Annotated in this window: 20 protein-coding genes and 1 riboswitch; of the genes, 9 read left to right on the plus strand and 11 right to left on the minus strand. The window is 72.6% G+C overall.

What is annotated here, in order from left to right; translation table 11 throughout:
* Positions 1 to 105: 105 nt before the first annotated feature.
* Complete coding sequence (locus tag ACIHCL_RS00180; protein ID WP_399855018.1) at positions 106 to 3,204, plus strand: NACHT domain-containing protein; 3,099 nt, start codon at positions 106 to 108, stop codon at positions 3,202 to 3,204.
* Positions 3,205 to 3,258: 54 nt separating this feature from the next.
* Here the strand turns inward: ACIHCL_RS00180 and ACIHCL_RS00185 are convergent, their stop codons facing one another.
* A complete protein-coding gene (locus ACIHCL_RS00185; RefSeq protein ID WP_399855021.1) occupies positions 3,259 to 3,972 on the minus strand; it encodes a VIT family protein in 714 nt (237 codons plus the stop codon).
* A gap of 221 nt (positions 3,973 to 4,193) precedes the next feature.
* Between ACIHCL_RS00185 and ACIHCL_RS00190 the strand changes: the two genes are divergently transcribed.
* From ACIHCL_RS00190 to ACIHCL_RS00210, 5 genes are all read left to right on the plus strand, one after another.
* Positions 4,194 to 5,192, plus strand: a complete 999-nt coding sequence (locus tag ACIHCL_RS00190; protein ID WP_399855023.1) for a DEDDh family exonuclease — start codon at positions 4,194 to 4,196, stop codon at positions 5,190 to 5,192.
* A 64-nt stretch (positions 5,193 to 5,256) separates the two neighbouring features.
* Entirely contained in the window at positions 5,257 to 5,490 is a 234-nt protein-coding gene (locus ACIHCL_RS00195) for a hypothetical protein (RefSeq protein WP_399855026.1), read from the plus strand.
* A gap of 117 nt (positions 5,491 to 5,607) precedes the next feature.
* The gene (locus ACIHCL_RS00200; RefSeq protein ID WP_399857045.1) at positions 5,608 to 6,420 is read left to right on the plus strand and encodes an SURF1 family protein; all 813 of its coding nucleotides are present in this window, start codon (positions 5,608 to 5,610) and stop codon (positions 6,418 to 6,420) included.
* A gap of 174 nt (positions 6,421 to 6,594) precedes the next feature.
* The gene (locus ACIHCL_RS00205) at positions 6,595 to 8,409 is read left to right on the plus strand and encodes a glycoside hydrolase family 15 protein (protein ID WP_399855028.1); all 1,815 of its coding nucleotides are present in this window, start codon (positions 6,595 to 6,597) and stop codon (positions 8,407 to 8,409) included.
* A 4-nt stretch (positions 8,410 to 8,413) separates the two neighbouring features.
* Positions 8,414 to 9,169: an SDR family oxidoreductase gene (locus ACIHCL_RS00210; protein ID WP_399855030.1), complete on the plus strand. Its 756-nt coding sequence runs from the start codon at positions 8,414 to 8,416 to the stop codon at positions 9,167 to 9,169.
* A gap of 132 nt (positions 9,170 to 9,301) precedes the next feature.
* Here ACIHCL_RS00210 and amaP read toward each other — a convergent pair whose 3' ends face one another.
* The 7 genes from amaP to abc-f all read right to left on the minus strand — a co-directional run bounded on the left by amaP (position 9,302) and on the right by abc-f (position 15,200).
* Positions 9,302 to 9,889 (minus strand): alkaline shock response membrane anchor protein AmaP, encoded by a 588-nt coding sequence (gene amaP / locus ACIHCL_RS00215; RefSeq protein ID WP_399855032.1) that lies wholly within the window; start codon positions 9,887 to 9,889, stop codon positions 9,302 to 9,304.
* Positions 9,886 to 10,659 (minus strand): DUF6286 domain-containing protein, encoded by a 774-nt coding sequence (locus tag ACIHCL_RS00220; RefSeq protein WP_399857047.1) that lies wholly within the window; start codon positions 10,657 to 10,659, stop codon positions 9,886 to 9,888. The genes amaP and ACIHCL_RS00220 overlap by 4 nt, the downstream gene beginning before the upstream one ends.
* A gap of 275 nt (positions 10,660 to 10,934) precedes the next feature.
* Entirely contained in the window at positions 10,935 to 11,126 is a 192-nt protein-coding gene (locus ACIHCL_RS00225; RefSeq protein WP_399855035.1) for a hypothetical protein, read from the minus strand.
* Positions 11,127 to 11,201: 75 nt separating this feature from the next.
* Positions 11,202 to 11,669 (minus strand): Asp23/Gls24 family envelope stress response protein, encoded by a 468-nt coding sequence (locus ACIHCL_RS00230; RefSeq protein ID WP_399855038.1) that lies wholly within the window; start codon positions 11,667 to 11,669, stop codon positions 11,202 to 11,204.
* 408 nt (positions 11,670 to 12,077) lie between these two features.
* Positions 12,078 to 12,869: an enoyl-CoA hydratase/isomerase family protein gene (locus ACIHCL_RS00235; protein ID WP_399855041.1), complete on the minus strand. Its 792-nt coding sequence runs from the start codon at positions 12,867 to 12,869 to the stop codon at positions 12,078 to 12,080.
* Between the two features lie 159 nt (positions 12,870 to 13,028).
* A complete protein-coding gene (locus ACIHCL_RS00240) occupies positions 13,029 to 13,250 on the minus strand; it encodes a helix-turn-helix domain-containing protein (protein WP_010987827.1) in 222 nt (73 codons plus the stop codon).
* Positions 13,251 to 13,601: 351 nt separating this feature from the next.
* A complete protein-coding gene (abc-f, locus tag ACIHCL_RS00245; RefSeq protein ID WP_399855045.1) occupies positions 13,602 to 15,200 on the minus strand; it encodes a ribosomal protection-like ABC-F family protein in 1,599 nt (532 codons plus the stop codon).
* Between the two features lie 268 nt (positions 15,201 to 15,468).
* On the opposite strand from abc-f, the gene ACIHCL_RS00250 reads away from it, so the two are divergent.
* The gene (locus ACIHCL_RS00250; RefSeq protein ID WP_399855049.1) at positions 15,469 to 16,359 is read left to right on the plus strand and encodes a neutral zinc metallopeptidase; all 891 of its coding nucleotides are present in this window, start codon (positions 15,469 to 15,471) and stop codon (positions 16,357 to 16,359) included.
* 164 nt (positions 16,360 to 16,523) lie between these two features.
* Here ACIHCL_RS00250 and ACIHCL_RS00255 read toward each other — a convergent pair whose 3' ends face one another.
* From ACIHCL_RS00255 to ACIHCL_RS00265, 3 genes are all read right to left on the minus strand, one after another.
* Positions 16,524 to 17,828 (minus strand): hypothetical protein, encoded by a 1,305-nt coding sequence (locus tag ACIHCL_RS00255; protein WP_399857048.1) that lies wholly within the window; start codon positions 17,826 to 17,828, stop codon positions 16,524 to 16,526.
* A gap of 185 nt (positions 17,829 to 18,013) precedes the next feature.
* Entirely contained in the window at positions 18,014 to 19,141 is a 1,128-nt protein-coding gene (locus ACIHCL_RS00260) for an alpha/beta hydrolase (protein WP_399855053.1), read from the minus strand.
* Between the two features lie 197 nt (positions 19,142 to 19,338).
* Entirely contained in the window at positions 19,339 to 19,812 is a 474-nt protein-coding gene (locus tag ACIHCL_RS00265; protein ID WP_399855057.1) for a class II aldolase/adducin family protein, read from the minus strand.
* Positions 19,813 to 20,029: 217 nt separating this feature from the next.
* On the opposite strand from ACIHCL_RS00265, the gene ACIHCL_RS00270 reads away from it, so the two are divergent.
* Positions 20,030 to 21,316, plus strand: a complete 1,287-nt coding sequence (locus ACIHCL_RS00270) for an anion permease (RefSeq protein ID WP_399855059.1) — start codon at positions 20,030 to 20,032, stop codon at positions 21,314 to 21,316.
* 102 nt (positions 21,317 to 21,418) lie between these two features.
* A complete protein-coding gene (locus ACIHCL_RS00275; RefSeq protein WP_399855062.1) occupies positions 21,419 to 21,652 on the plus strand; it encodes a hypothetical protein in 234 nt (77 codons plus the stop codon).
* Positions 21,653 to 21,832: 180 nt separating this feature from the next.
* Positions 21,833 to 21,966: riboswitch (cobalamin riboswitch) on the plus strand.
* Positions 21,967 to 22,077: the final 111 nt, after the last annotated feature.

Below are 22,077 nucleotides of genomic sequence, written 5' to 3' on the forward strand. Positions count from 1 at the left end.
TGATGTCAACAGCATTTGGTGACTTCCGCCAAATGTCTGGTCACTTCCGCCGACGCGGGCGTCGTACGATCCCTGTGACTGGCACCATCCGGGGGAGGAACTGCCGTGCACGGTCTCGACATCGCGTTGCTCAGGCTGGCCACGACGGTGGCCGGCGCGGTCGCCAGGTCACTGGTACGTCCAGGACGCGGTGCGGGCCTGGTCCCGGATCCGGTGCGCCCCCTCCCCCGCCCGGCGAAACCGGACCGGCTGGCGAAGGTGCTCGGGAGCCGCCTGACGGAGTCGTACGCGGACCTCCCCGAGCACGAGCGGCTGGCCGCCGTGGACGCGGTACGGGACACGTTCGAGGCGGCGGGCGAGCTGACGGCGGACCGGTTGTTCGCCCTGGACCTGGACCCGGCGCGGCTGCGCGCCGAACTGCCGGTGCCCGCCGCGGGTCTCGCGGAGCGCGCGGCGGGCCTGTACGAGGAACTGCTCGGCCGGTGCTGCGAGCACGTCGTGGAACAACTGACCGCCGAGCCCTCGTTCGCGGCGCGGGCGGCGGTGGAGCAGGTCCGTTCGACCGCGCGGACAAGGGAGTTGATCGAGGACGTCCGTTCCCGGACGGGCCCGCGCCCGGACGCGGCGGCGCTGGACTTCGAGCGGCGGTACGCGGACTTCGTGGCCGCCACGCACAGCCGGATGGGGCTGTTCGGGCTGACGCTGGGACGGACGGCGGGCGAGTGGCCGCTGGAGACGGCGTACATCGCCCTGGCGGTGAGCTCCCACGAGCTCTCCGGCCCCGAGTGGTGGGAGCTGTCCGCCCCGGACCGGGTGACGGTCAGGGCCGAGCAGGCGCTCGCGGACACCGACCGGCTTCTGCTGCGCGGACCCGCGGGTTCCGGGAAGAGCACGCTGGTGCAGTGGCTGGCACTCAACGCGGCGCGACGCACCTTCACCGGCGGGCTCGCGGACTGGAACCGCTGTGTGCCCTTCGTCCTGCGGCTGCGCGCCTTCACCTCGTACGAGTCCCTGCCCGTGCCGGACGACTTCCTGCGCGCGACCGGCGTCCCGCTGCACGGCGCGGCGCCTGCGGGCTGGGCGGACCGGCTGCTGGCCGAGGGCCGGGCGCTGGTCCTGGTGGACGGGGTGGACGAGGTGCCGATGCGGCTGCGCAACCGGACCGAACGCTGGCTCAAGGACCTGATCGCGGCCTACCCGCGGGCCCGCTACGTGGTGACGACCCGGCCGTCCGCCGTTCCGGACGGCTGGCTGGAGCGGCAGGACTTCGCCGCGTACTCCTTGCAGCCGATGGAACGGGAGGACATCCGCGCCTTCATCGGGCACTGGCACGACGCCGCGAGGACGGAGTGCCGCTCCCAGGAGGAGCGGGCGGGTCTCGACACGTACGAGGACGCGCTGCGCCGGGCGGTCGGGGCGCGCCGGGACCTGGGCCGGCTGGCGACGAACCCGCTGATGTGCGCGTTGCTGTGCGCCCTCAACCGGGACCGTCGGATGCATCTGCCGCGCGCCCGCAAGGAGTTGTACGACGCCGCGCTGGACATGCTGCTGATCCGTCGGGACACCGAGCGGGAGATCGTGGGCGTGGAGGGCGTCGACCTGACCCGTGAGGAGCAGACGGCGCTGTTGCAGCGGCTGGCGTACTGGCTGATCCGCAACGGCCAGGTGGAGGCGGACCGCGCGCAGGCGGTGGCGTTGATCGGGGACTGGCTGCGGGCCATGCCGCAGGTGCGGGGCACGGCGGAGCAGGTGTTCTCGCACCTGCTGATCCGCAGCGGTCTGCTGCGCGAACCGGCTCCGGGCGCCGTGGACTTCGTGCACCGGACGTTCCTGGACTACCTGGGCGCGAAGGCCGCGGTGGAGGCGCGGGACTTCGGGGTGCTGGTGCGCAACGCGCACGACGACGGCTGGGACGACGTGGTGCAGATGGCGGTGGGGCACGCCCGGCTGGACGAACGGACCGGGCTTCTGCGCGGGTTGCTCCGCCGCGCGGACCAGGACCTCGACCTCGGACACCGGCTGGTGCTGCTGGCGGCGGCGAGCCTGGAGCACGCCCCGGAGGTGGACCCGGGGGTCCGGGAGGAGGTGGAACGCCGGACCTCGGATCTGCTGCCGCCGGCCACGGCCGAGGACGCCGAGGCGCTCGCAAAGGTCGGCGAGCTGGTGCTGGGACTGCTGCCGGGACCGGACGGGGTGAACGAGCGCGAAGCGGCCGCGATCGTGCGGACGGCGGCGGAGATCAAGGGCGACGCGGCCTACGAGGTTGTTTCACGCTTCAGCTCGGACCACCGGTGGTCGGTGGCCAATGCCCTCTCCACAGCGTGGAGTTCCTTTGACGCGGAGACCTACGCGCGCGAGATCCTGGCGAACCGGCCCTGGGACGCCGGCTCGTACGTCTACGTGCGGACCGAGGCCCAGTTGGCCGCGCTGCCTCACATCCCGGTGGTGCGCTGGGCTCATGTGCAGGGTGATCACGGACGCTTCCCGGCCGTCACCTCCCGGACGGATGTGGAGCGGCTCTTCGTGCTCAACAACCAGGCCCTCGGTGATCTGGGGCAGATCGCCGCCATGCCCCGGCTGCGCGAGGTGGGGCTCACCGCCTGCCGGTCGATCAGGGACCTCGGCCCACTGGCCCGCCCTGGTCTGGAATGGCTCTCGCTGGTCGAACTGCGTCCGGACCTGGACCCCGGCCCCCTGGGCGACATGCCCGATCTCCGCAGACTCACCCTGGGGCAGTCCTCCCTCATCGAGTGCGTCGGCGAACTCCCCGTCGGCGAGCGGATCACCAACCTGACGCTTCGCAGCCAGAACCGACCCATGAGCCTGGAGGGGCTGGAGCACTGGACGGCCCTGCGCACGCTCTCCTTCTGGGACAACGCGCATCTGCTCCAACTCGTCGGCGCACGACCACTCGCCGGCCTGGAATCGCTCATGCTGAATCGGCTGTCACCGCTCGACCTCCGTCTGCTGCCACCGCTCACCGGGCTGCGCGCGCTGCGGCTGCTCCACTGCGACATTCCCGGGGGCCTGGGCCCCCTCCGCGAGCTGACCGGTCTCACCTCCCTCGATCTGACGGCACTGCCCCACCCCGTCGACCTGTCCCCGCTGAATGATCGGAACGAGCTGACCATCACCCTCTCGTACGACACCCGGGCCACCGGCACCGAACTCTTCCCGCCCGAGCGCATCGTCCGGCGTCCCTGAGACCGGCGCCAGCCGAGGCCCCTCCCCCGCCGGCCTCAGCCGGCACACTGCTGCCTACACCCCCACCGTGCCCAGCAGGTTCCCCGCCGCGTAGGTGACCGCCATCGCCAGTGCTCCCCCGCCCATGTTCCGCACCACCGCCGGCCATGGCGCCGCGTCGCCCAGGCGGGCGCTCCACCAGCCCGTCAGCGCCAGCGCCGCCAGCACCGAGAGCACGGTCACGAGCAGCCGCACCGAGGCCGGCGGCAGCACGATCGCCAGCAGCGGCAGCAGCGCGCCCACCGTGAAGGCCAGGAAGCTTGCGCCCGCCGCATGCCAGGGGTTCGTCAGCTCGTCCGGGTTGATGCCGAGCTCCACCTCCGCGTGGGCGCGCAGCGCGTCGCGGGCGGTGAGCTGGAGGGCGGCTTCGCGGGCGACCTCATGGCTCAGTCCCTTCTCCTCCAACAGGCCCGTGAGTTCGACCAGTTCCGCCTCGGGGGCCTGCGCGAGCTCGACCTTCTCCGTGGCCAGCGCGGCCCGTTCCGAGTCACGCTGGGTGGAAACCGATACGTACTCGCCCGCCGCCATGGACATGGAACCGGCCAGCAGTCCGGCCAGTCCCGCGGTGAGCAGGGTGCCCCGGTCACCGGTGGCACCGGCCACGCCGACGACCAGTCCCGCCGTGGAGACGACGCCGTCGTTGGCGCCGAGGACGGCGGCTCGCAGCCAGTTCAGCCGCGCACCGAGTCCGTTGCCGTGCGGTTCGTCATGCGCCTGGGTATCCGTCATCGGGGGATGGTCTCACCCCGCGCGGCCCCGATCGCGCATCTTCTCGGCCCGCCGCCGCGGAAGACCGCGCGGTTCCCTGGCGGGCGGGGCCCTGCCCCGCGCACCGGAACCGGTGTGCGGACGACGGAGGAATGCCTGAACGCGGGCCCGGTGGGCGGCCCGGACCCCGTCGGCGGGGCACGGCCGGAATAGGAGACTGTCAGTCGCGGCCCGTATTCTCTGTGACCATGCTCGACGACCGCCAGACCGCAGCACCGTGGCCGACCGCGTACCCCGGGGGGTACGCGGTCGTCGACGTGGAGACCACCGGACTCGCCCGGGACGACCGGATAGTCTCCGCCGCCGTCTACCGGCTGGACGCGCGGGGCGACGTCGTGGACCACTGGTACACCCTGGTCAATCCGCAGCGCGATCCCGGCCCCGTCTGGATCCACGGACTGACCAGTGATGTCCTCGAAGGCGCCCCGCTCTTCCCGGACATCGCCGCCGAGCTCTCCGAACGGCTCACGGGCCGGGTGCTGGTCGCGCACAACGCGGCCTTCGACTGGTCGATGCTGGCCCGGGAGTACGCGCGCGCCTCGGTCACCGCCCCCGTCGAGCAGCGCTTGTGCACCATCGCGCTCGCCAAGGAACTGCGGCTGCCGCTGCCCAACCACAAGCTGGAGTCCCTGGCCGCGCACTTCGGAGTCGTGCAGCAGCGCGCCCACCACGCGCTGGACGACGCCCGGGTGCTGGCCGAGGCGTTCCGGCCGAGTCTGCACGCGGCGGCGCGCGACGGGGTGCGGCTGCCGTTGCTGGAGTGCCGCCCGCTGACCGAGTGGTCGGACTCCCCGGTCACACCGCGGATCGGCTACCAGCCCTCGTACGGGCGCAGCAGTTGGCGCCCCTCGCGCAAGCGCCCGGCATGCCCGTACCCCAACCCCGGGCGCTACGAAAACGACAAGCCGCTCATGCAGGGCATGCGAGTGGCGTTCTCCGGGGACACGTCGATAGACCGGGAACTGCTGGAAGACCGTGCCGTGGAGGCCGGGCTGCACGTGGCGACGAGCGTGTCCCGCCTGACGAGTCTGCTCGTGACCAACGATCCGGACTCGGCGACGTCGAAGACGGTGAAGGCCAAGTCGTTCGGCACGCCGATCCTGGACGAGAGCGCGTTCACCCATCTGCTGCGCGACGTGGTCCCGGCGCCGCCGCGGACGGACGCGCCGTCATCGGAGTGAACCGGGGGCGACTCGCCCGCCCGCCGCTCGCCCGCCGCCGCCCCCGCGTCCGACCCTGTGGCGCATGGCACGTTGTGAGGTCTGCGGAAACGAGTACGGCATGTCGTTCGAGGTGCACGCGCAGGGCGCGGTGCACGTCTTCGACTGCTTCGCATGCGCCATTCACCGCATGGCGCCCATCTGTGAACACTGCCGGGTCCAGATCATCGGCCAGGGCGTCGAGGTCGACGGGCACTGGTACTGCGGCGGCCACTGCTCCCGCGCCGAGGGGAGGGTCGGCATCATCGACAGGGTCTGATCACCGGCAGTCCGCTCCTCCTCTCCCGTTCTGTCCGTCCCTCCCCTCCCGTTCCGTCCGTTCTCCTTCCCCCACCCCTGCGCGATGCACCCCATGACGCAGTTGTACGGTCGTGGGGTGTACCGCTTCCTGTTGACCCGGCAGTGGCTGCTCCTGGCCCTCCTCGTCCTCGTGCTGATCCCCACGATGACCGAGCTGGGTTTCTGGCAGCTGCACCGGCACGAGCACAGGGTCGCGCAGAACTCCCTGGTCTCCCGCAACCTGAAGGCGGCCCCCGTCCCGGTCGCCTCGCTCACCTCGCCGGGGCACACGGTCCCGCGCTCCGACTACTGGCGCACGGTGACGGCCACCGGCACGTACGACACCGCGCACGAGGTGGTCGTGCGCCGCAGGACCTCCACCGAGGACCGGGTCGGCGTGCATGTGCTGACCCCGTTCGACCTCAAGGGCGGCGGAACGATCCTGGTCAACCGGGGCTGGGTCCCCGCGGCCGCCAGCCAGAGCGCCTACCCCGACGTTCCGCCCCCGCCCAAGGGGGAGGTGGCCGTCACCGGACGGCTCAAGGCCGACGAGACGACCAGCAGCAGCGGCATCAAAGACATCTCGGACCTGCCCGACCGCCAGGTCATGCTGATCAACAGTGCCCAGGAGGCCAAGAGGCTGTCCCGGCCGGTGCTCGGCGGCTACATCGAGCAGATCTCGCCCGAGCCGTCCGGCGGCTCCCCCGAACTGATCGAGGCCCCCGACGACGGCTCGATCGGCCCGCACATGGCGTACGCCGTGCAGTGGTGGCTGTTCGCCGCGGCCGTCCCGGTCGGTTTCGTGATCCTCGCCCGCCGGGAGAAGCTCGACCGGGTCCTTGCCGCGGCCAAGGCCGCCGAGGAGCCCTCGGCGTCGGAACCGGAGCAGCCGGAACCCGCCACGGCCTGACCCGGTACCCGGCCGGACGCCCGACTGCCCGACCACCGGAACGCGGGTCCTCCGGGGGCCCGGCCGCTGGACACGGACCGTCCGGGTATGCCGGAACGCCCGCGCGCGGGCCCGCGGCGCCGCTCCTGGGACGGAACTGCTTAACGGGGCCCATGTCCGGGAACACGCCAGAACGTGACCCCACGCATCGAGGACTATGCCCTGATCGGCGATCTGCAGACGGCCGCCCTGGTCGGCAGGAACGGCTCCGTCGACTGGCTCTGTCTGCCCCGCTTCGATTCGGGCGCCTGTTTCGCGGCCCTGCTCGGCGACGAGGAGAACGGCCACTGGCGGATCGCGCCGAGAGGGGCCGACACCTGCACCCGGCGCCGCTACGCAGGTGAATCGCTCGTCCTGGAGACCTCCTGGGAGACCCGCACCGGCACGGTCAAGGTCATCGACTTCATGCCGCAGCGCGACCAGGAACCCGAGGTCATGCGGATCATCGAGGGCGTCAGCGGCAAAGTCGAGATGAGTTCGGTGATCCGGCTGCGCTTCGACTTCGGCTCGGTCGTGCCGTGGATGCGCCGTGCGGACGGGCAACGGGTGGCCGTCGCCGGCCCCGACTCGGTCTGGCTGCGCAGTGAGCCGCCGGTCAAGACCTGGGGCCAGCAGTTCTCCACCTGCTCGTCGTTCACCGTCGCCGCGGGCGAGCGGGTCGCGTTCGTCCTGACCTGGCACCCCTCGCACTCCCCCCGCCCCGGCCTCGTCGACCCGTTCGAGGCGTTGACGAACACCCTCGCCGACTGGACCGAGTGGTCGGCGACCTGCCGGTACCGCGGCCCGTACCGGGAGGCGGTGATCCGCTCGCTGATCACGCTGAAGGCACTCACCTACGGTCCGACGGGCGGCATCGTGGCGGCCCCCACCACCTCGCTGCCCGAGGAGATCGGCGGCGTACGGAACTGGGACTACCGCTTCTGTTGGCTGCGGGACTCGACGCTGACCCTCGGCGCCCTCATCTCGGCCGGCTACCTGGAGGAGGCCGCGGCCTGGCGGGACTGGCTGCTGCGGGCCGTCGCCGGGGATCCGGCCGACCTCCAGATCATGTACGGACTGTCGGGCGAACGCCGACTGCCCGAGGCGGAGCTGCCATGGCTGCGCGGGTACGAGAACTCCACCCCGGTGCGGATCGGCAACGCCGCCGTCCGGCAGCGCCAGCTCGACGTGTACGGCGAGGTCATCGACTCCCTGCGGCTCGCCCGCGAGGCGGGTATGGACGACAAGCCGCATGCCTGGAACCTCCAGCTGAGCCTGCTCGGCTTCCTGGAGTCCACCTGGCGCGAGCCCGATGAGGGTCTGTGGGAGATCCGCGGCCAGCGCCGCCACTTCGTGCACTCCAAGGTGATGGCGTGGGTCGCCGCCGACCGCGCCGTGCGCACCCTGGAGAAGAACCCGGCACTGGCCGGGGACGCGAACCGGTGGCGGGCGATGCGGGACGCCGTGCACCGGGAGGTGTGCGAGAAGGGCTTCGATCCGGTGCGCAACACCTTCACCCAGTCCTACGGCTCCCGGAACCTGGACGCCGCGACCCTGCTGATCCCCCGGACCGGTTTCCTGCTGCCGGACGACCCCCGGGTGATCGGCACGGTCGACGCGGTACGGCGTGAGCTGGGCAGCGACTGCCTGGTGCGCCGCTACAGCACGGACGGATCCTCGATCGACGGGCTGCCCGGCCGCGAGGGGGCGTTCCTGGCGTGCTCGTTCTGGCTGGCCGACGCGCTGACGATGACCGGACGGGCCGACGAGGCCAAGGACCTCTTCGAGCGTCTGCTGAACCTCCGCAACGACGTGGGGCTGCTCGCCGAGGAGTACGACACCATCGCGCACCGGCAGACCGGCAACTTCCCCCAGGCGTTCAGTCACATCGGGCTGGTGGGCACCGCCATGGCACTGGCCGGCGAGGACACGATGGCGACGGACGCCATGGAGCCCGACCCGGCAGGATAGGGCCATGGATCTTGGATTGAAGGACCGGGTGTACCTCGTCACCGGAGCGAGCCGGGGGCTGGGCAACGCCGCGGCGCGAGCCCTGGCCGAGGACGGCGCCCGGGTGGTCATCACCGGCCGGGACGAAAGGCGTGTCGAGGCAGCCGCCGCGGAACTGGGGCCGGGCGCGGTCGGGCTCACCGCCGACAATGCCGATCCCGCCGCTGCGCAGCGCCTGATGGACGCCGCGCGGGAACGGTTCGGGCGCTTGGACGGCGTCCTCATCAGCGTGGGTGGTCCGCCGCCCGGCTTCGTCGCCGACAACACCGACGAGCAGTGGCAGTCGGCCTTCGAGTCGGTGTTCCTGGGCGCGGTCCGTCTCGCCAGGGCCGCGGCGGCCTCCCTCGGCGAGGGCGGTGTCATCGGGTTCGTGCTCTCCGGTTCGGTGCACGAGCCGATCGCCGGGCTGACGATCTCCAATGGGCTGCGCCCCGGCCTGGCCGGTTTCGCCAAGTCCCTCGCCGACGAACTCGGCCCCCGGGGAATCCGGGTGGTGGGTGTGCTGCCGGGCCGGATCGACACCGACCGGGTCCGTGAACTCGACGCCCTGTCCGGGGACGCGGAGGCAGCCCGCGCCGCCGGCTCGGTGCTCATCCCGCTGCGCCGGTACGGAACCCCGGAGGAGTTCGGCCGGACCGCGGCGTTCCTGCTCTCTCCCGCGGCGTCCTATCTGACGGGAGTGATGCTTCCGGTCGACGGCGGCTTCCGGCACGGGTTCTGACGGATGTGGCGCAGCCGGTCCACGGCGACCTCGGACCGACCCGAGGCCGCACCGGTCGGCGGCGGCCACCGGCACGGATGCCGACCGGCCCGCCCGGCCGGGAGTCCCGGTGCCCCGCGGCCCCGGCGGTCGTCAGCCCACCCTTTCCGCGGGGTGCCCGACCGCCCCGAGCCGTACCTCGGCCGGCAGGGCGGCCAGCCCCGCCGAGTCCCGCGCACGGGCCAGTGTCTTCTCGGCGAGCCGGTCGAGAGCCTCGTCCGGTGCCGCGTGCGGTTCCATCACGAGCCGCACCGCGGCGCGCGGCGCCTCGCGACGGCCGGTCAGCACGACGTGGGCGCGGGCCACCCCGTCCAGGGCCGCCGCCTCGTCGGCGAGCGCCTCCTCCAGGGCCCGGCCGCGCACCAGTGCCCCCTCGCCTTCGCCGCAGTCCACCAGCACCTCGGCGAGGCGGGTGCGGCGCGCCTGGGCCAGCAGCCACCACAGCGCGAGGACGACCACGACGGCGAGGGTCGCGATCACCGCCGGCCACCACCGCCCCACGTCGCGCAGGCGATCCCGGCCGGCCGCACCGAGCAGCACGTCGTTCCCGCCGTTCCACGGCCACCAGGACGGTACGGACAGATCGAGCCCGGCGGCGAGCGCCGCGCCGCCGCCGCAGATCAGCACCAGCCCGGCCAGACCGAGCAGTACCCGGTTGACGGTCCTGAGCAACCGGTTCACCCCTTTCTCCCGGGGCGGCGGACGCGCAGGCTCACGCGCGGCGTCCTGGCCAGCCCCAGTTCCCTGATGCCGGTGTCGAGGACGGTGTCCAGATCGGCCCGTACGTCCTCAAGGTCCCGGAAGTGCGAGAACGCGCGCACGCGCACCTTCCCGCGGCCCACCCGGACCCGCGCCGAGCGCACCCCGGACACCTCGACGGCCCGGTCGCGCAGGACCAGGGCCGCCGCCGAGCGGTCGAGACCGGCCCGTACGCCGGAGCGTCCCGGGCGCATCGGCAACAGGCCGCGCAGTCCGGGGGTGAGGGCGAGCAGCAGCAGCCACAGGCCGATCGCCACGGCGACCGCCGCACCGGTCAGCACCCACGCGTCGTGCAGCGGCCGGTCCACGAGTTCGCGGGCCAGTACGCGACGCCATCGCATCGCCGGCCGGCCCGCCCGCACCGCCGCCATGTCGTAGAGCGCCGGCCCCGCGGCGCCGAGCACCACCAGGGCGAGCAGCGTCGCCGGGACGCGCCGCGCGGACCAGAAGCGGCCGGCCCGGGGGCGGCGCCCGCGCCGCGCGGTCCCCGGATCGTACGGGGCGGACGAGGCGGACGAGGCGGCCCGGCCGGGTCCGGGCACGTCTTCCTCGGTGCCGGTGCGGTCGGCGAGCGGGCCCCCGGCGCCGTACCGCAGGTCGCGGGGCCCGGTCCCGGTCCCGTTTCCCCCGGCCGTGCCGCCCACCACCGGGCGCAGGCGCTCGACCCGTACGGCGGCCTCCGGCACCTCCATCCCCGTCAACGCCCTCACCCGCTCCACTACACGCCCGCGCACAGCGGCGCACCGGCGGCCGATGTCCGTGGGGTAGCCGAGTTCCAGACTGATCCGCACCCGGGCGGCGCCCCTGTGCACCGTGACCGTGGCGCGCGGTGAGGCGCCTTCCCCCGGTGGTCCGGCGATGGCCTCCTTCGCGGCCTGCGCGGCGGTCTTCGCCACGACCCGGTCGGCGATCGTGGTCTCTCCGCGCTCACCGGCGGCCACCGGCGCGCCCGCCCCCGGCATCGCCGTCACCGCCGTCGGCCGCCGTGCTCGCGACCGCGGAGGAATTCACCGGGTTCCAGATCGCCCTCCAGGAACCGGCCGACGACGAAGCCGACCGCTCCCAGGGCCGCCACCAGCAAGAACGCCCCGAATCCACCGAAGTACCCGGCGAATCCGAGCGCCATGCCGGCCACCATGCCGATCATCGCCGTGCTCATCGCGCGCTCCTCAACTCCCTCGGCCGCCCCGGGTGGTCCCGGCCACGCCGCGGATGTCCACCGGGTCTCGGACCACTACTGGAGACGTGGTTCGGGCTGCTCGTCCGGCTCGTCGGGCAGCTTCACGTCGCTCACCGCGATGTTGACCTCGACGACCTCCAGGCCGGTCATCCGCTCGACCGCCGCGATGACGTTCTCCCGCACGTCGCGGGCGACATCGACGATCGCCACGCCGTATTCGACGACGATCTCCAGGTCGAGCGCGGTCTGCGACTCACCGACCTCCGCCTTCACACCGCGGGTGGCGGACCTGCCGCCACCGGGCACCCGGTCGCGCACCGCCCCGAACGTGCGGGAGAGCCCGCCGCCCATGGCGTGGACGCCGACCACGTCCCGCGCCGCCATGCCCGCGATCTTCTCGACGACACCGTCCGCGATGGTCGTGCGCCCGCGGGTGGCGGGGGCTCCCCCGCCACGTCTGGTGAACGCGCTCGGTTCCTTGTCGGGGCTCTCGGGATGGGCCCGCTGGCTGATGTCGGTCATCGCCACTCTTCCCTTCAGGGGCGGATGAGACGTCTTTTGCCCACATTAGGGGTGTTTGCCCGGTCGCGCGCCGTGGCTGCGCGGGGCCGGGACCATGAGGGCGGCCGGGGCCCGTGCGGGGACGACCGGATGGAGGGCGGCCGTTCGGCGGCGCGGCGCTCCTGGCCGGCCGCCTGCGTGGGACGGCCCCTCGGACGGCGCCCGGAGCGCCGAGCGGGTGGCGGTGCCGGCGCCGGTCCGGATCTCGGTGACGAGGCCGGTCACGACGGTGGCGGTGCGCGCGGCGCGGAGAACCGCTCGTACCGGCTCCTGATGGTCCGCGGGCGGTCGGGGACGGCGGGCCTGCCGTACCGCCGGGCGGGCGGAGAGCCCGGCCCTCGCGACGGTACGGCAGGCAGGCCGCGGTGATCAGTCGGTGATGCCCGCCAGGTCGCGCAGGCGGCGGCCCTGTGCGGCGCGTTCGGCGGTGCGCTGCTCCTCGTAACCCCGGGACACGGCTCCGCCCAGGAGCGCCTTGGTCTCCACCACCGCGTCGCGCGGGGCGGCCAGCAGCGCGGCGGCCAGGTCGCGGGCGGCGGCGTCCAGCTCGCCGAGGGGGACCACCAGATTGACCAGGCCGGTGCGTTCGGCCTCCTCGGCGTGCACGAAGCGGCCCGTGGCACAGATCTCCAGCGCCCGGGCGTATCCCACCAGATGCACCAGGGGGTGGGTACCGGTGAGGTCGGGCACCAGGCCCAGACTGGTCTCGCGCATGGCGAACTGCACGTCCTCCGCGACGATCCGCAGATCGCAGGCGAGGGCGAGCTGGAAGCCGGCTCCGATGGCGTGCCCCTGGACCGCCGCGATCGACACGATGTCGTTGCGGCGCCACCAGGTGAACGCTTCCTGGTACTTGGCGATGGTCGCGTCGAGCTCGGCGTCCGTACCGCGCGCCATGTCGAGGAAGGACGGCTCGCCCTCGAATCCCTCGGGAGTGAACGCCTTGCGGTCGAGACCCGCGGAGAACGACTTACCCTCTCCACGGAGCACGACGACCCGCACCGAGCCGGGCAGCGCCCGCCCGGCCTGCGCCAACGCCCGCCACAGAGCGGGAGACTGGGCGTTGCGCTTGGCCGGATTGGTGAGGGTCACCGTGGCGACCGCGTCGTCGACGGTGAGTCGTACGCCGTCCTTGTCGAGCACGGAGTCGAGCGAGGTCATGAGGCCTCCGGATCGGTCAGTCGACTTGCCGAGCAGCATGTCGAGCTAAGTGACTGAACAGTAACCACCCGACCGACAACCCCATCGACCGGGTGGCCACCGCCGAAGCCGGTGAACCCGGGGCGGGTCCGGACGACCTGCCCCGATCCGTCGAAGCCCTCAAGCCGTGGTGGCCTTCTTGCCTCGTGTCGCCCCGCCGCGTCCACGCAGCGTGACTCCGGACTCACTGAGCATCCGGTGGACGAATCCGTAGGAGCGGCCGGTCTCTTCGGCCAACGCCCGGATGCTCGCACCGGAGTCGTACTTCTTCTTCAGGTCTGCCGCGAGCTTGTCACGCGCGGCGCCGGTCACCCGGCTGCCCTTCTTCAGAGTCTCGGCCACCCGTGCCTCCTCATGGGAAGTGCGCTCTGGACTCTCATGATCACCCCTCGGGGGCTTCCTGGCCACCCATTCGACAAGGTCCACGCAACCGGATTCCGCGCGGGGAAAGGGCCCGACATGTTCGGAATCCTGCATTCCGCAGGGCTGTGGAGACGGGCGGGGCCGGGTCCGGAACGGAACAGCCAGGTCAGGGCCACACGGGGGTCGTACCCCCAAATGGGTGTACCGCGCAGCAGTCGGCCGAGCCGCCGCGGACGCGGTACGAGACGTCCTCACACAGATGACGGATCACACATGAGCCGAATGGTCCAGACGGTGTGGAGCGGGGCCGCACCGGCGGCCCACCGCGGATCAGGCCAGCGCGACCAGGTCCTGGTAGTCCGCTCCCCACAGGTCCTCGATCCCGTCCGGCAGCAGGATGATGCGCTCCGGCTGGAGGGCCTCGACCGCTCCCTCGTCGTGCGTGACGAGGACGACGGCGCCCTTGTACGTGCGCAGCGCGCCGAGGATCTCCTCACGGCTGGCCGGGTCGAGGTTGTTCGTCGGCTCGTCCAGGAGCAGCACGTTGGCGGAGGACACCACCAGCGTGGCCAGCGCGAGACGGGTCTTCTCGCCACCGGAGAGCACGCCCGCGGGCTTGTCGACGTCGTCGCCGGAGAAGAGGAAGGAGCCCAGGACCTTGCGGACCTCGACGAGATCGAGGTCGGGGGCTGCCGAGCGCATGTTCTCCAGGACCGTGCGCTCCGGGTCGAGGGTCTCGTGCTCCTGGGCGTAGTAGCCGAGCTTGAGTCCGTGGCCCTCGACGACCTGGCCGGTGTCGGGCTTCTCGGCGCCGCCGAGGAGCCGCAGCAGCGTGGTCTTGCCCGCGCCGTTGAGGCCGAGGATGACAACCCGGGAACCCTTGTCGATGGCGAGGTTCACATCGGTGAAGATCTCCAGGGAGCCGTACGACTTGGACAGGCCCTCCGCCATCAGAGGTGTCTTGCCGCACGGCGCGGGCTCGGGGAAGCGCAGCTTGGCGACCTTGTCGGCGACCCGTACCGCGTCCAGGCCGGACAGCAGCCGCTCGGCGCGCTTGGCCATGTTCTGCGCGGCCACGGTCTTGGTCGCCTTGGCGCGCATCTTGTCGGCCTGCGCGTTGAGGGCCGCGGCCTTCTTCTCGGCGTTCTGCCGCTCGCGCCTGCGGCGCTTCTCGTCGGCCTCGCGCTGCTGCTGGTAGAGCTTCCAGCCCATGTTGTAGACGTCGATCATCGAGCGGTTGGCGTCGAGGTAGAAGACCTTGTTGACGACGGTCTCGACGAGCTCGACGTCGTGGGAGATCACGATGAAGCCGCCGCGGTAGTTCTTGAGGTAGTCGCGCAGCCAGACGATCGAGTCGGCGTCGAGGTGGTTCGTCGGCTCGTCGAGCAGCAGGATGTCGGCGTCCGAGAACAGGATGCGAGCCAGCTCCACGCGGCGCCGCTGACCGCCGGAGAGCGTGTGGAGCGGCTGCCCGAGCACCCGGTCGGGCAGGCTGAGCGCGGCGGCGATGGTGGAGGCCTCGGCCTCGGCGGCGTAACCGCCCTTGGTGAGGAACTCCGTCTCCAGGCGCTCGTACTTCTTCATCGCCTTCTCGCGGGTGGCGCCCTTGCCGTTCGCCATCCGGTCCTCGTTCTCCCGCATCCTGCGCAGGATCAGGTCGAGGCCGCGGGCGGAGAGGATGCGGTCGCGGGCGAGCACGTCGAGGTCGCCGGTGCGCGGGTCCTGCGGGAGGTAGCCGACCTCTCCGGAGCGGGTGATGGTGCCGCCGACCGGGGCGCCCTCGCCCGCGAGGCACTTGGTGAGAGTGGTCTTGCCCGCTCCGTTGCGGCCGACGAGGCCGATGCGGTCGCCCTTGGCGACGCGGAAGGAAGCGGACTCAATGAGGATGCGGGCGCCGGCACGCAGCTCGATGCCGGAAGCGGTGATCACGGTAAGACTCCAGGGCGGGTGGTGGGCGGCGGACGGGTGGTTACGGACTCACGACTCGACGCCGCTAATGCACAAGGAGAATTGCCATGCGGCTCATTCTACTGGCGGTACGCAACTGGTTTGCCGCGCCTGCCGGGGCCGCCCCTCCCGCGTCCCGGCCCGTGCCGCCCAGCGCGCCGGACGGTCCCGTTGGTCATTCACGGGTGGTCTCCCCAATACTCTGCGGAGGCGGTCGGAGTACCACGGCCGGAGCGGAGGGTGGCATCACATGCAGTTCGACGACGACGCCGATCTGGACACGTCCGAAGTCCAGGACGTGCGCGGCAGCCGCATCCCGGGAGGCGCAGCCACCGTGGGGGGCGGCGTCGTCGGCCTCATCGTGCTGGTGGTGGGACTGTTCCTGGGCATCCGCCCCGATCAGCTCGGGCTGTCGTCCGGCGATTCGGGGACGACGGCGACCGCGTCCTCGCCGGCGCAGGTGGAGCAGTCCTGCCGGACCGGGCAGGACGCGAACACCAGGGACGACTGCCGGACGGTCGCGGTGGTCAACAGCCTGCAGGACTTCTGGACCCAGGAGTTCCAGAGGCAGGGCGAGCGGTACAGCAAGGCGCGGACGACACTGTTCACCGACCGGGTGAACACCGCGTGCGGCTCCGCGACCTCGGCGGTCGGGCCGTTCTACTGCCCGGCCGACCAGAAGGTCTATCTGGACCTGGGCTTCTTCGAGGAGCTGCGGACGAAGTTCGGCTCCAGCGGCGGCCCGTTCTCCCAGGCGTACGTCGTCGCCCACGAGTACGGACACCATGTGCAGAACCTGGCCGGGACTCTGGGCCGGACGCAGGACGGACGCACCGGCGCGGACAGCAACTCGGTCCGGGTTGAGCTGCAGGCGGACTGCTACGCGGGGGTCTGGGCGCACCACGCGACGAGCACGCCGGACAAGCGGACCGGGCGGCCGTTGATCACGTCGCTGACGCAGACGGACATCCGGGACGGGCTCGACGCGGCGGCGGCGGTCGGTGACGACCGGATCCAGGAGAAGTTCCAGGGGCGGGTCACTCCGGAATCCTGGACGCACGGCTCGTCCGCGCAGCGGCAGGAGTGGTTCACGACGGGCTACCGCAGCGGCGACATGAAGGCGTGCGACACCTTCCGGTGAGCGGTGCCCCCGGTGGCCGGTCCGCTCGCCGAGCGGTCCGCCCGGTGGCCGACGCCCTCCGTCGAGCGGTGTCCCCTCCGGGCGGCTTCCTCCGTTGAGCGGCGCCTCCCCCGGGTCTCCTTCCGGAGGAGCGGCCTCCCCGGCGGACGGGGAGGCCGTCCGCGTCACACGCCGCCGGTGTGCACCTGGAACGCGGCCCGGCGCACCGCCTTGGCCAGGGCCGGGTCCGGATGGGCGGCGGCCAGTGCCACCAGCACCTGCACGGTACGCGGATGGCCGACAGCCCGTACCTCGTCGAGAAGCGCGGGCACGGTGCCCTGGACAGCCGAGTCGAGGTGGCGCACCAGCAGCCCGGTCTCGCCGTGGTCGGCGACCGCCGCCGCGGTGTCGACCCAGAGCCAGGTGGCCTCCTCGCGGCTGAGGGCGTCCTGGGCGTCTTCGGGGTCGGCGCCCTCGAACTCGGCGAGCCACAGCAGCGCGTAGGGGCGCAGTGAGGAGTCGGCGAGAACCGAGCGGACCTCTGGCTCGGCGGGTGCGCCGACGACCCGGAGCGCCTCGAAGGCGAGCCCGCGCAGCAGGGCGTCCTCGCCGCGGGCGACGGTGAGGAGTTCGGCGACGGCGCTGCCGACGGGCCGGGCGGCGAGCCAGGCGCGGTATTCGTCGCGGGCCGGGCCGGGGGTGAGCCGGGCGCAGCCGTGCAGCATGTCGGCGGCGGACTGCTCGATGTTTCCGGCGGGGCTCTGGGCTGCGACGCAGATCTGCTCCAGCTTGACCCAGACCGCCCAGTTGCCGAGCGGGGTGAGGGTGGCGTGCCCGGCGCCGAGGGTGAGCGCCCCGACGGCGGCCAGTCCTTCCAGGGCCCAGTCCAGGAGCCGGGCGACCAGGGCGGCCGGATGTGCGGCGGGGCCCGGTCCGGCCGGCTCGGGCGACGGCCCGTACGGCACCTCGCAGCGCTCCTCGTGGAGTTCCGCGACACGCTGTTCGAGGAGGTCCAGGAGGGCGGGCACGGCGACCGGGCCGGCCGAGAGCTGGAGGAGGGAGAGCACCTGGGGCACCGCCTCGACGGTCTCGGCGACCGCGGTGACCTCGATGCCGTCGGGGGCCGGGTGGACGAGGGACCAGGCGTCGAACAGCGCCACCCAGCCGCGCAGTACGGCGGAGTCGTCGCGGTCCCAGGCGCGCAGCCGCCACCCGGGGCGCGCGGTGCCGCCGTGGAGTTCCACGAGGCCGGCGAGGCGGGCCCGGTCCCAGCCGGAGCGCACCTGGGCCGGGGAGAGCTCCAAGGCCGTCGCGGCCCCTTCGAGTGCCTGGGCGACCGGGGGCGGGGCGCCCGGGATCGCGCCGTCGGCCGCCCAGCGGGCGATCCGCACGGCGTCGGCGAGAACGGCCCTCGCCTGGCGGGCCAGTTCGGACCGGGGCGGGGTGCCCTCCGGGGGGCGGGGCGCCGGCCTGGTGCGCCGGGTGGTCACGGCCTTGCGAGCGGTGGCGAGGGGTCGTGGGCGGACAAGTCGGAGCCTGGAGTCGCGCGGGGTACGGGACGTCACGAAGAGCAGTCTTGCCCCTGACGGCCCGAAAGCCCAAACGGAACCCGAATTCGCGGTGGACGGCATGGGGGACGGGGTCGGGAACCAATCGCCCCATCCCGCGCATCGGCTCACATGAGGGGCGTGAGGAAGCGGCGCAGGGTCTCCTCGTAGTGGGTCGGATCGGCGTTCCACATCGCCCCATGCGGAGCCTGCGGAACGGTGCGCAGGGCGATCAGTTCCGGGCGGCGGGCGGCGAGGTCGCGGGACGGCTGCCAGGGGGCCAGGGTGTCGTCCGGTCCGTGGAAGATCAGCGTCGGGGCGCGCAGGGACGACGCGAGGGAGCCGTCCAGGAGGCGGGCGCCCTGCAGTCCGGTCTGTCCCTGGGCGGCGCGGACGGCGAGCGGCAGCAGGGCGGCCGGGACGCCCCGGGCGGTGGCCAGGGCGCGGAGCGTGGCCGCCCAGTCCAGTACCGGGGAGTCGAGCACAAGGCCGCTGATCCGGTCCCGGAGCGCGGAGCCGACGGCCGCGTGCAGCGCCATGGAGGCGCCGGTGGACCAGCCGTGCAGGATGACCTTCTCCGCCCCGTACCGGACGGCGAAGCGGATCGCGGCGTCCAGGTCGCGCCATTCGGACTCGCCGAGGTGGGCGAGGCCGTCCGGGGAGCGCGGGGCGCCGGGGTCCCCGCGGTAGGCCAGATCGAGGACGGGCAGGCGCAGGTCGTACAGGAACCCCATCAGGTTCATGGGGTGTTCCCGGGTGGTGCCGAGACCGTGCACGGTGATGACCCAGGTGTCGCGGGGACCGGGCACGAACCAGGCCGGCAGGGTTCCGAGTTCGCCGGGAATCTCGACCTCCTCGTGGTCGAGGCCGAGCGCCGAGGAGGGGTTCCCGCTGTGCAGCTGGGGCGTGATCCGGACCTTGACACCGGTCTCCAGGGTGCCCCGGTCGACGCGTTCCAGCCTGCGGACGACGGTGTCGGGGGCGTGGTGGGCGTGCTCGACCACCGGGCCGACGACGGCGTGCAGGCCGTCGCCCACCAGTCCGTACGTACCGGGCCGCAGGGAGGTGAGGGAGCGGGTGAGGGTGACCCGGCCGGCTGCCGTGGCGTGCACGGTGAGCCCCCGGTCCGCGGGGAGCGGCCGTCCCGACGGCGCCCTGAGAGCGGCGTCGCCGGCGTACCGGCCGGCCGCGACCGCCGCCGCACCGAGGCCGAGGATCGTGGTGACGGCTGCTGCCGTGACTGTTGCCGGGCGCACCGCTCCAGTCTGGTGGGGCGGCTCACCCCCTTGCCACCCGGACGGGGCCGTCCGGGTGACGGCGGGAGGGCGGAACGGACCGGACAGTGGCGCGTCAGGGACCGAACGGCCCGTGGGCGAGATCCGGACGTCCCGCCCCGCGGTACGGCGGGGGCGGGTGGAAACGGAACGGGCCGCCCACCGGCGGCGGAGCGGGGTCAGCGCGGTTGCCCGTACCCCTTCAATGCCTCCCGTACGTCGTCCAGCTGGGCCGGGGAGAGCAGGTTCGGGGAGCGTCCGGGCACGGAACTCGCGGCGAGCCGGAGCCGGCAGAGCCATTCGAGCTGGGCGGTCCGGTCGTACGCCTCGTCCAGGGTGGTGCCGTGGGTGACGGTGCCGTGGTTCTGGAGCAGGCAGCCGGTGCGGTCGCGCAGTGCGTCGAGCATGTTCACGGCCAGCTCGTCGGTTCCGTAACGCGCGTAGGCCGCGACCCGCACCGGCCCGCCGAGCACGGCGGCGGCGTAGTGGATCGGCGGGACCTCGGGGACCAGGGTGACCAGGATCGTGTCGCCGACCCTGGCCGAGACGTTGCCCGACGTGCCGACGACGAGCCCGTCGGCCGCCGTCCTGTGGGCGGTGGCGACGACTCCCGCCCACGCCCGTTCGATCGCGTCCCGCTGGTGATCGCTCACGCGGCGATCCTGTCGGCCCGCCGGGGCGTGCGTACACAGGGCCGAGCCGAGGAATCACGGACAGTGACGTCGGGGCGCGAGGGGGCTACGGGGCGGCCGGAACGCGCCTTTGGGAGCGCTTTGCCGCGACACCGTGACGCCCCATCCAGTTCATCTCCTGTTCACCAACGTTGCTTACCGTCCACCTGCCAATGCCGTCGAACGATTGCCTGGGTAAATGGAACACATCACGCTGCTCCTCGCGATAGTGATCGCGACAGCTCTAGTGTTCGACTTCACGAACGGTTTCCATGACACCGCCAACGCGATGGCAACCACCATCTCCACCGGCGCACTCAGACCGAAGACCGCGGTGGCCATGTCCGCCGTTCTCAATCTCGTCGGTGCGTTCCTGTCCGTGGAGGTCGCCAAGACGATCTCCGGCGGGATCATCAACGAGGACGGTCTGCGGACGGAGGTCATCTTCGCGGCGCTCGTCGGCGCCATCCTGTGGAATCTGCTGACGTGGCTGGTCGGCCTGCCGTCCAGTTCCTCGCACGCCCTGTTCGGCGGTCTGATAGGCGCCGCGGTCATGTCGGTCGGCTGGTCGTCGGTCAACGGCGGCACGGTCGTCACCAAGGTGCTGATCCCCGCGATCGCCGCCCCGATCGTCGCCGGTCTGGCGGCGCTGCTGGCCACCCGGCTGACGTACCGGATCGGCAGGAACATCCGCGACGAGGCCCAGGAGAAGACCGCCGCCAAGGGCTACCGCGCCGGTCAGATCGCCTCGGCCGGGCTGGTCTCCCTCGCCCACGGCACCAACGACGCGCAGAAGACCATGGGCATCATCACCCTGGCCCTGATCACGAGCGGTGTGCTGCGCCCCGGCGCCAACCCTCCGGTCTGGGTCATCGTGTCCGCCGGTGCGGCCATCGCGCTCGGCACCTACCTGGGCGGCTGGCGGATCATCCGCACCATGGGCACCGGCCTCACCGACCTCCGCCCGCCTCAGGGTTTCGCCGCCCAGACCAGTGCGGCCACGGTCATCCTGGCCTCCTCGCACCTCGGTTTCTCCCTCTCCACCACCCAGTCCTGCTCCGGCGCCGTGATGGGCGCGGGGCTCGGCCGCCAGGGCGGCGTGGTCCGCTGGTCCACCGCCACCCGGATGTTCGTCGCCTGGGGACTGACGCTGCCCGCCGCGGGCCTGGTCGGCGCGGGTGCCGAGTTCCTGACCAAGCAGGGCACCTGGGGCATCGTCCTCGTCGCCGCGCTGCTGGTCGCGGGCTCCGGCTCGATCTGGCTGGTGTCGCGGCGCAAGCCGGTCGGCCACGACGACGTCGCCCCGCCGCAGAGCGCCGCCGAGCCCGCGGGCGTCGTCACCACGGCCATCGCCGCCGTCAGCCCGCCGCCCACCCTCGCGGCCACCGCCTCGACGCAGGACCTCATGACCGTCATCCCGGCCGCACCCGTGCCCCCGGCCCCGGCGGTCACCGCCCAGGACCCGGCGCGCCCCGCCACCGTCTAGTGCCGTGACCGGCAGGGTTCACCGGCCACAGCCCGAGCGGCCTTCCCTCGTACCGGCCTCGCCGATCGCGCGGACCGTCCGCAGACCGTCTAAGGAATCAGCATGAAAATCGACTGGGCAGCCCTCGGCTCCGTCTTCGGTGTGTCCCTCGTCGTCACCGTCGCGCTGGTGGGTCTCTTCACCCTGGGCATCATCGGGCTCGCCAAGCAGCCGGCGGCGGAGGGCGGTTCGGGAGGCTCCGGCGCGTCACGGCCGCTGGCGCGTGCGGGCGCATACGCCTGCTTCGCGCTGTGCGCCGCGGCGGTCGCGTACGGGATCTATCTGATCGTCGTCTGAGCCCCGCCTCCTCCCCTTTCCGCGCTCCTCCGACGGGCCGGACGCATGCCGTGCGTCCGGCCCGTCGTGGTGCGCCGGTGCGGTTGTGGGCCTCAGCACATTGCGCCGCCGCAGGTCAACGGCAAGTTGACGGGCCTTCGCGGAGCGTGGTGGACTGCCGGAGCCATTTACGGCGACAGCAGAGGAAGCCGGTGCGAATCCGGCGCGGTCCCGCCACTGTCACCGGGGAGCGGTCCCCCACACCGGGAAGTCACGGCACGCGCGAGCGAGCTGGAAGGCCGGGGGAAGCCGCGGATCCGGGAGCCAGGAGACTCTCGTCGCCGGTCACGTCGAACCAGGGCGCGGACCCTGAGTGAGGACATGTCGCCATGCCTGGCAGCCGTGCGTCGATCGCTGTGACGCTCTCACCGAGAGCCTCCCGTACG

Source organism: Streptomyces sp. NPDC052042 (assembly GCF_044548345.1).
Classification (GTDB): domain Bacteria; phylum Actinomycetota; class Actinomycetes; order Streptomycetales; family Streptomycetaceae; genus Streptomyces.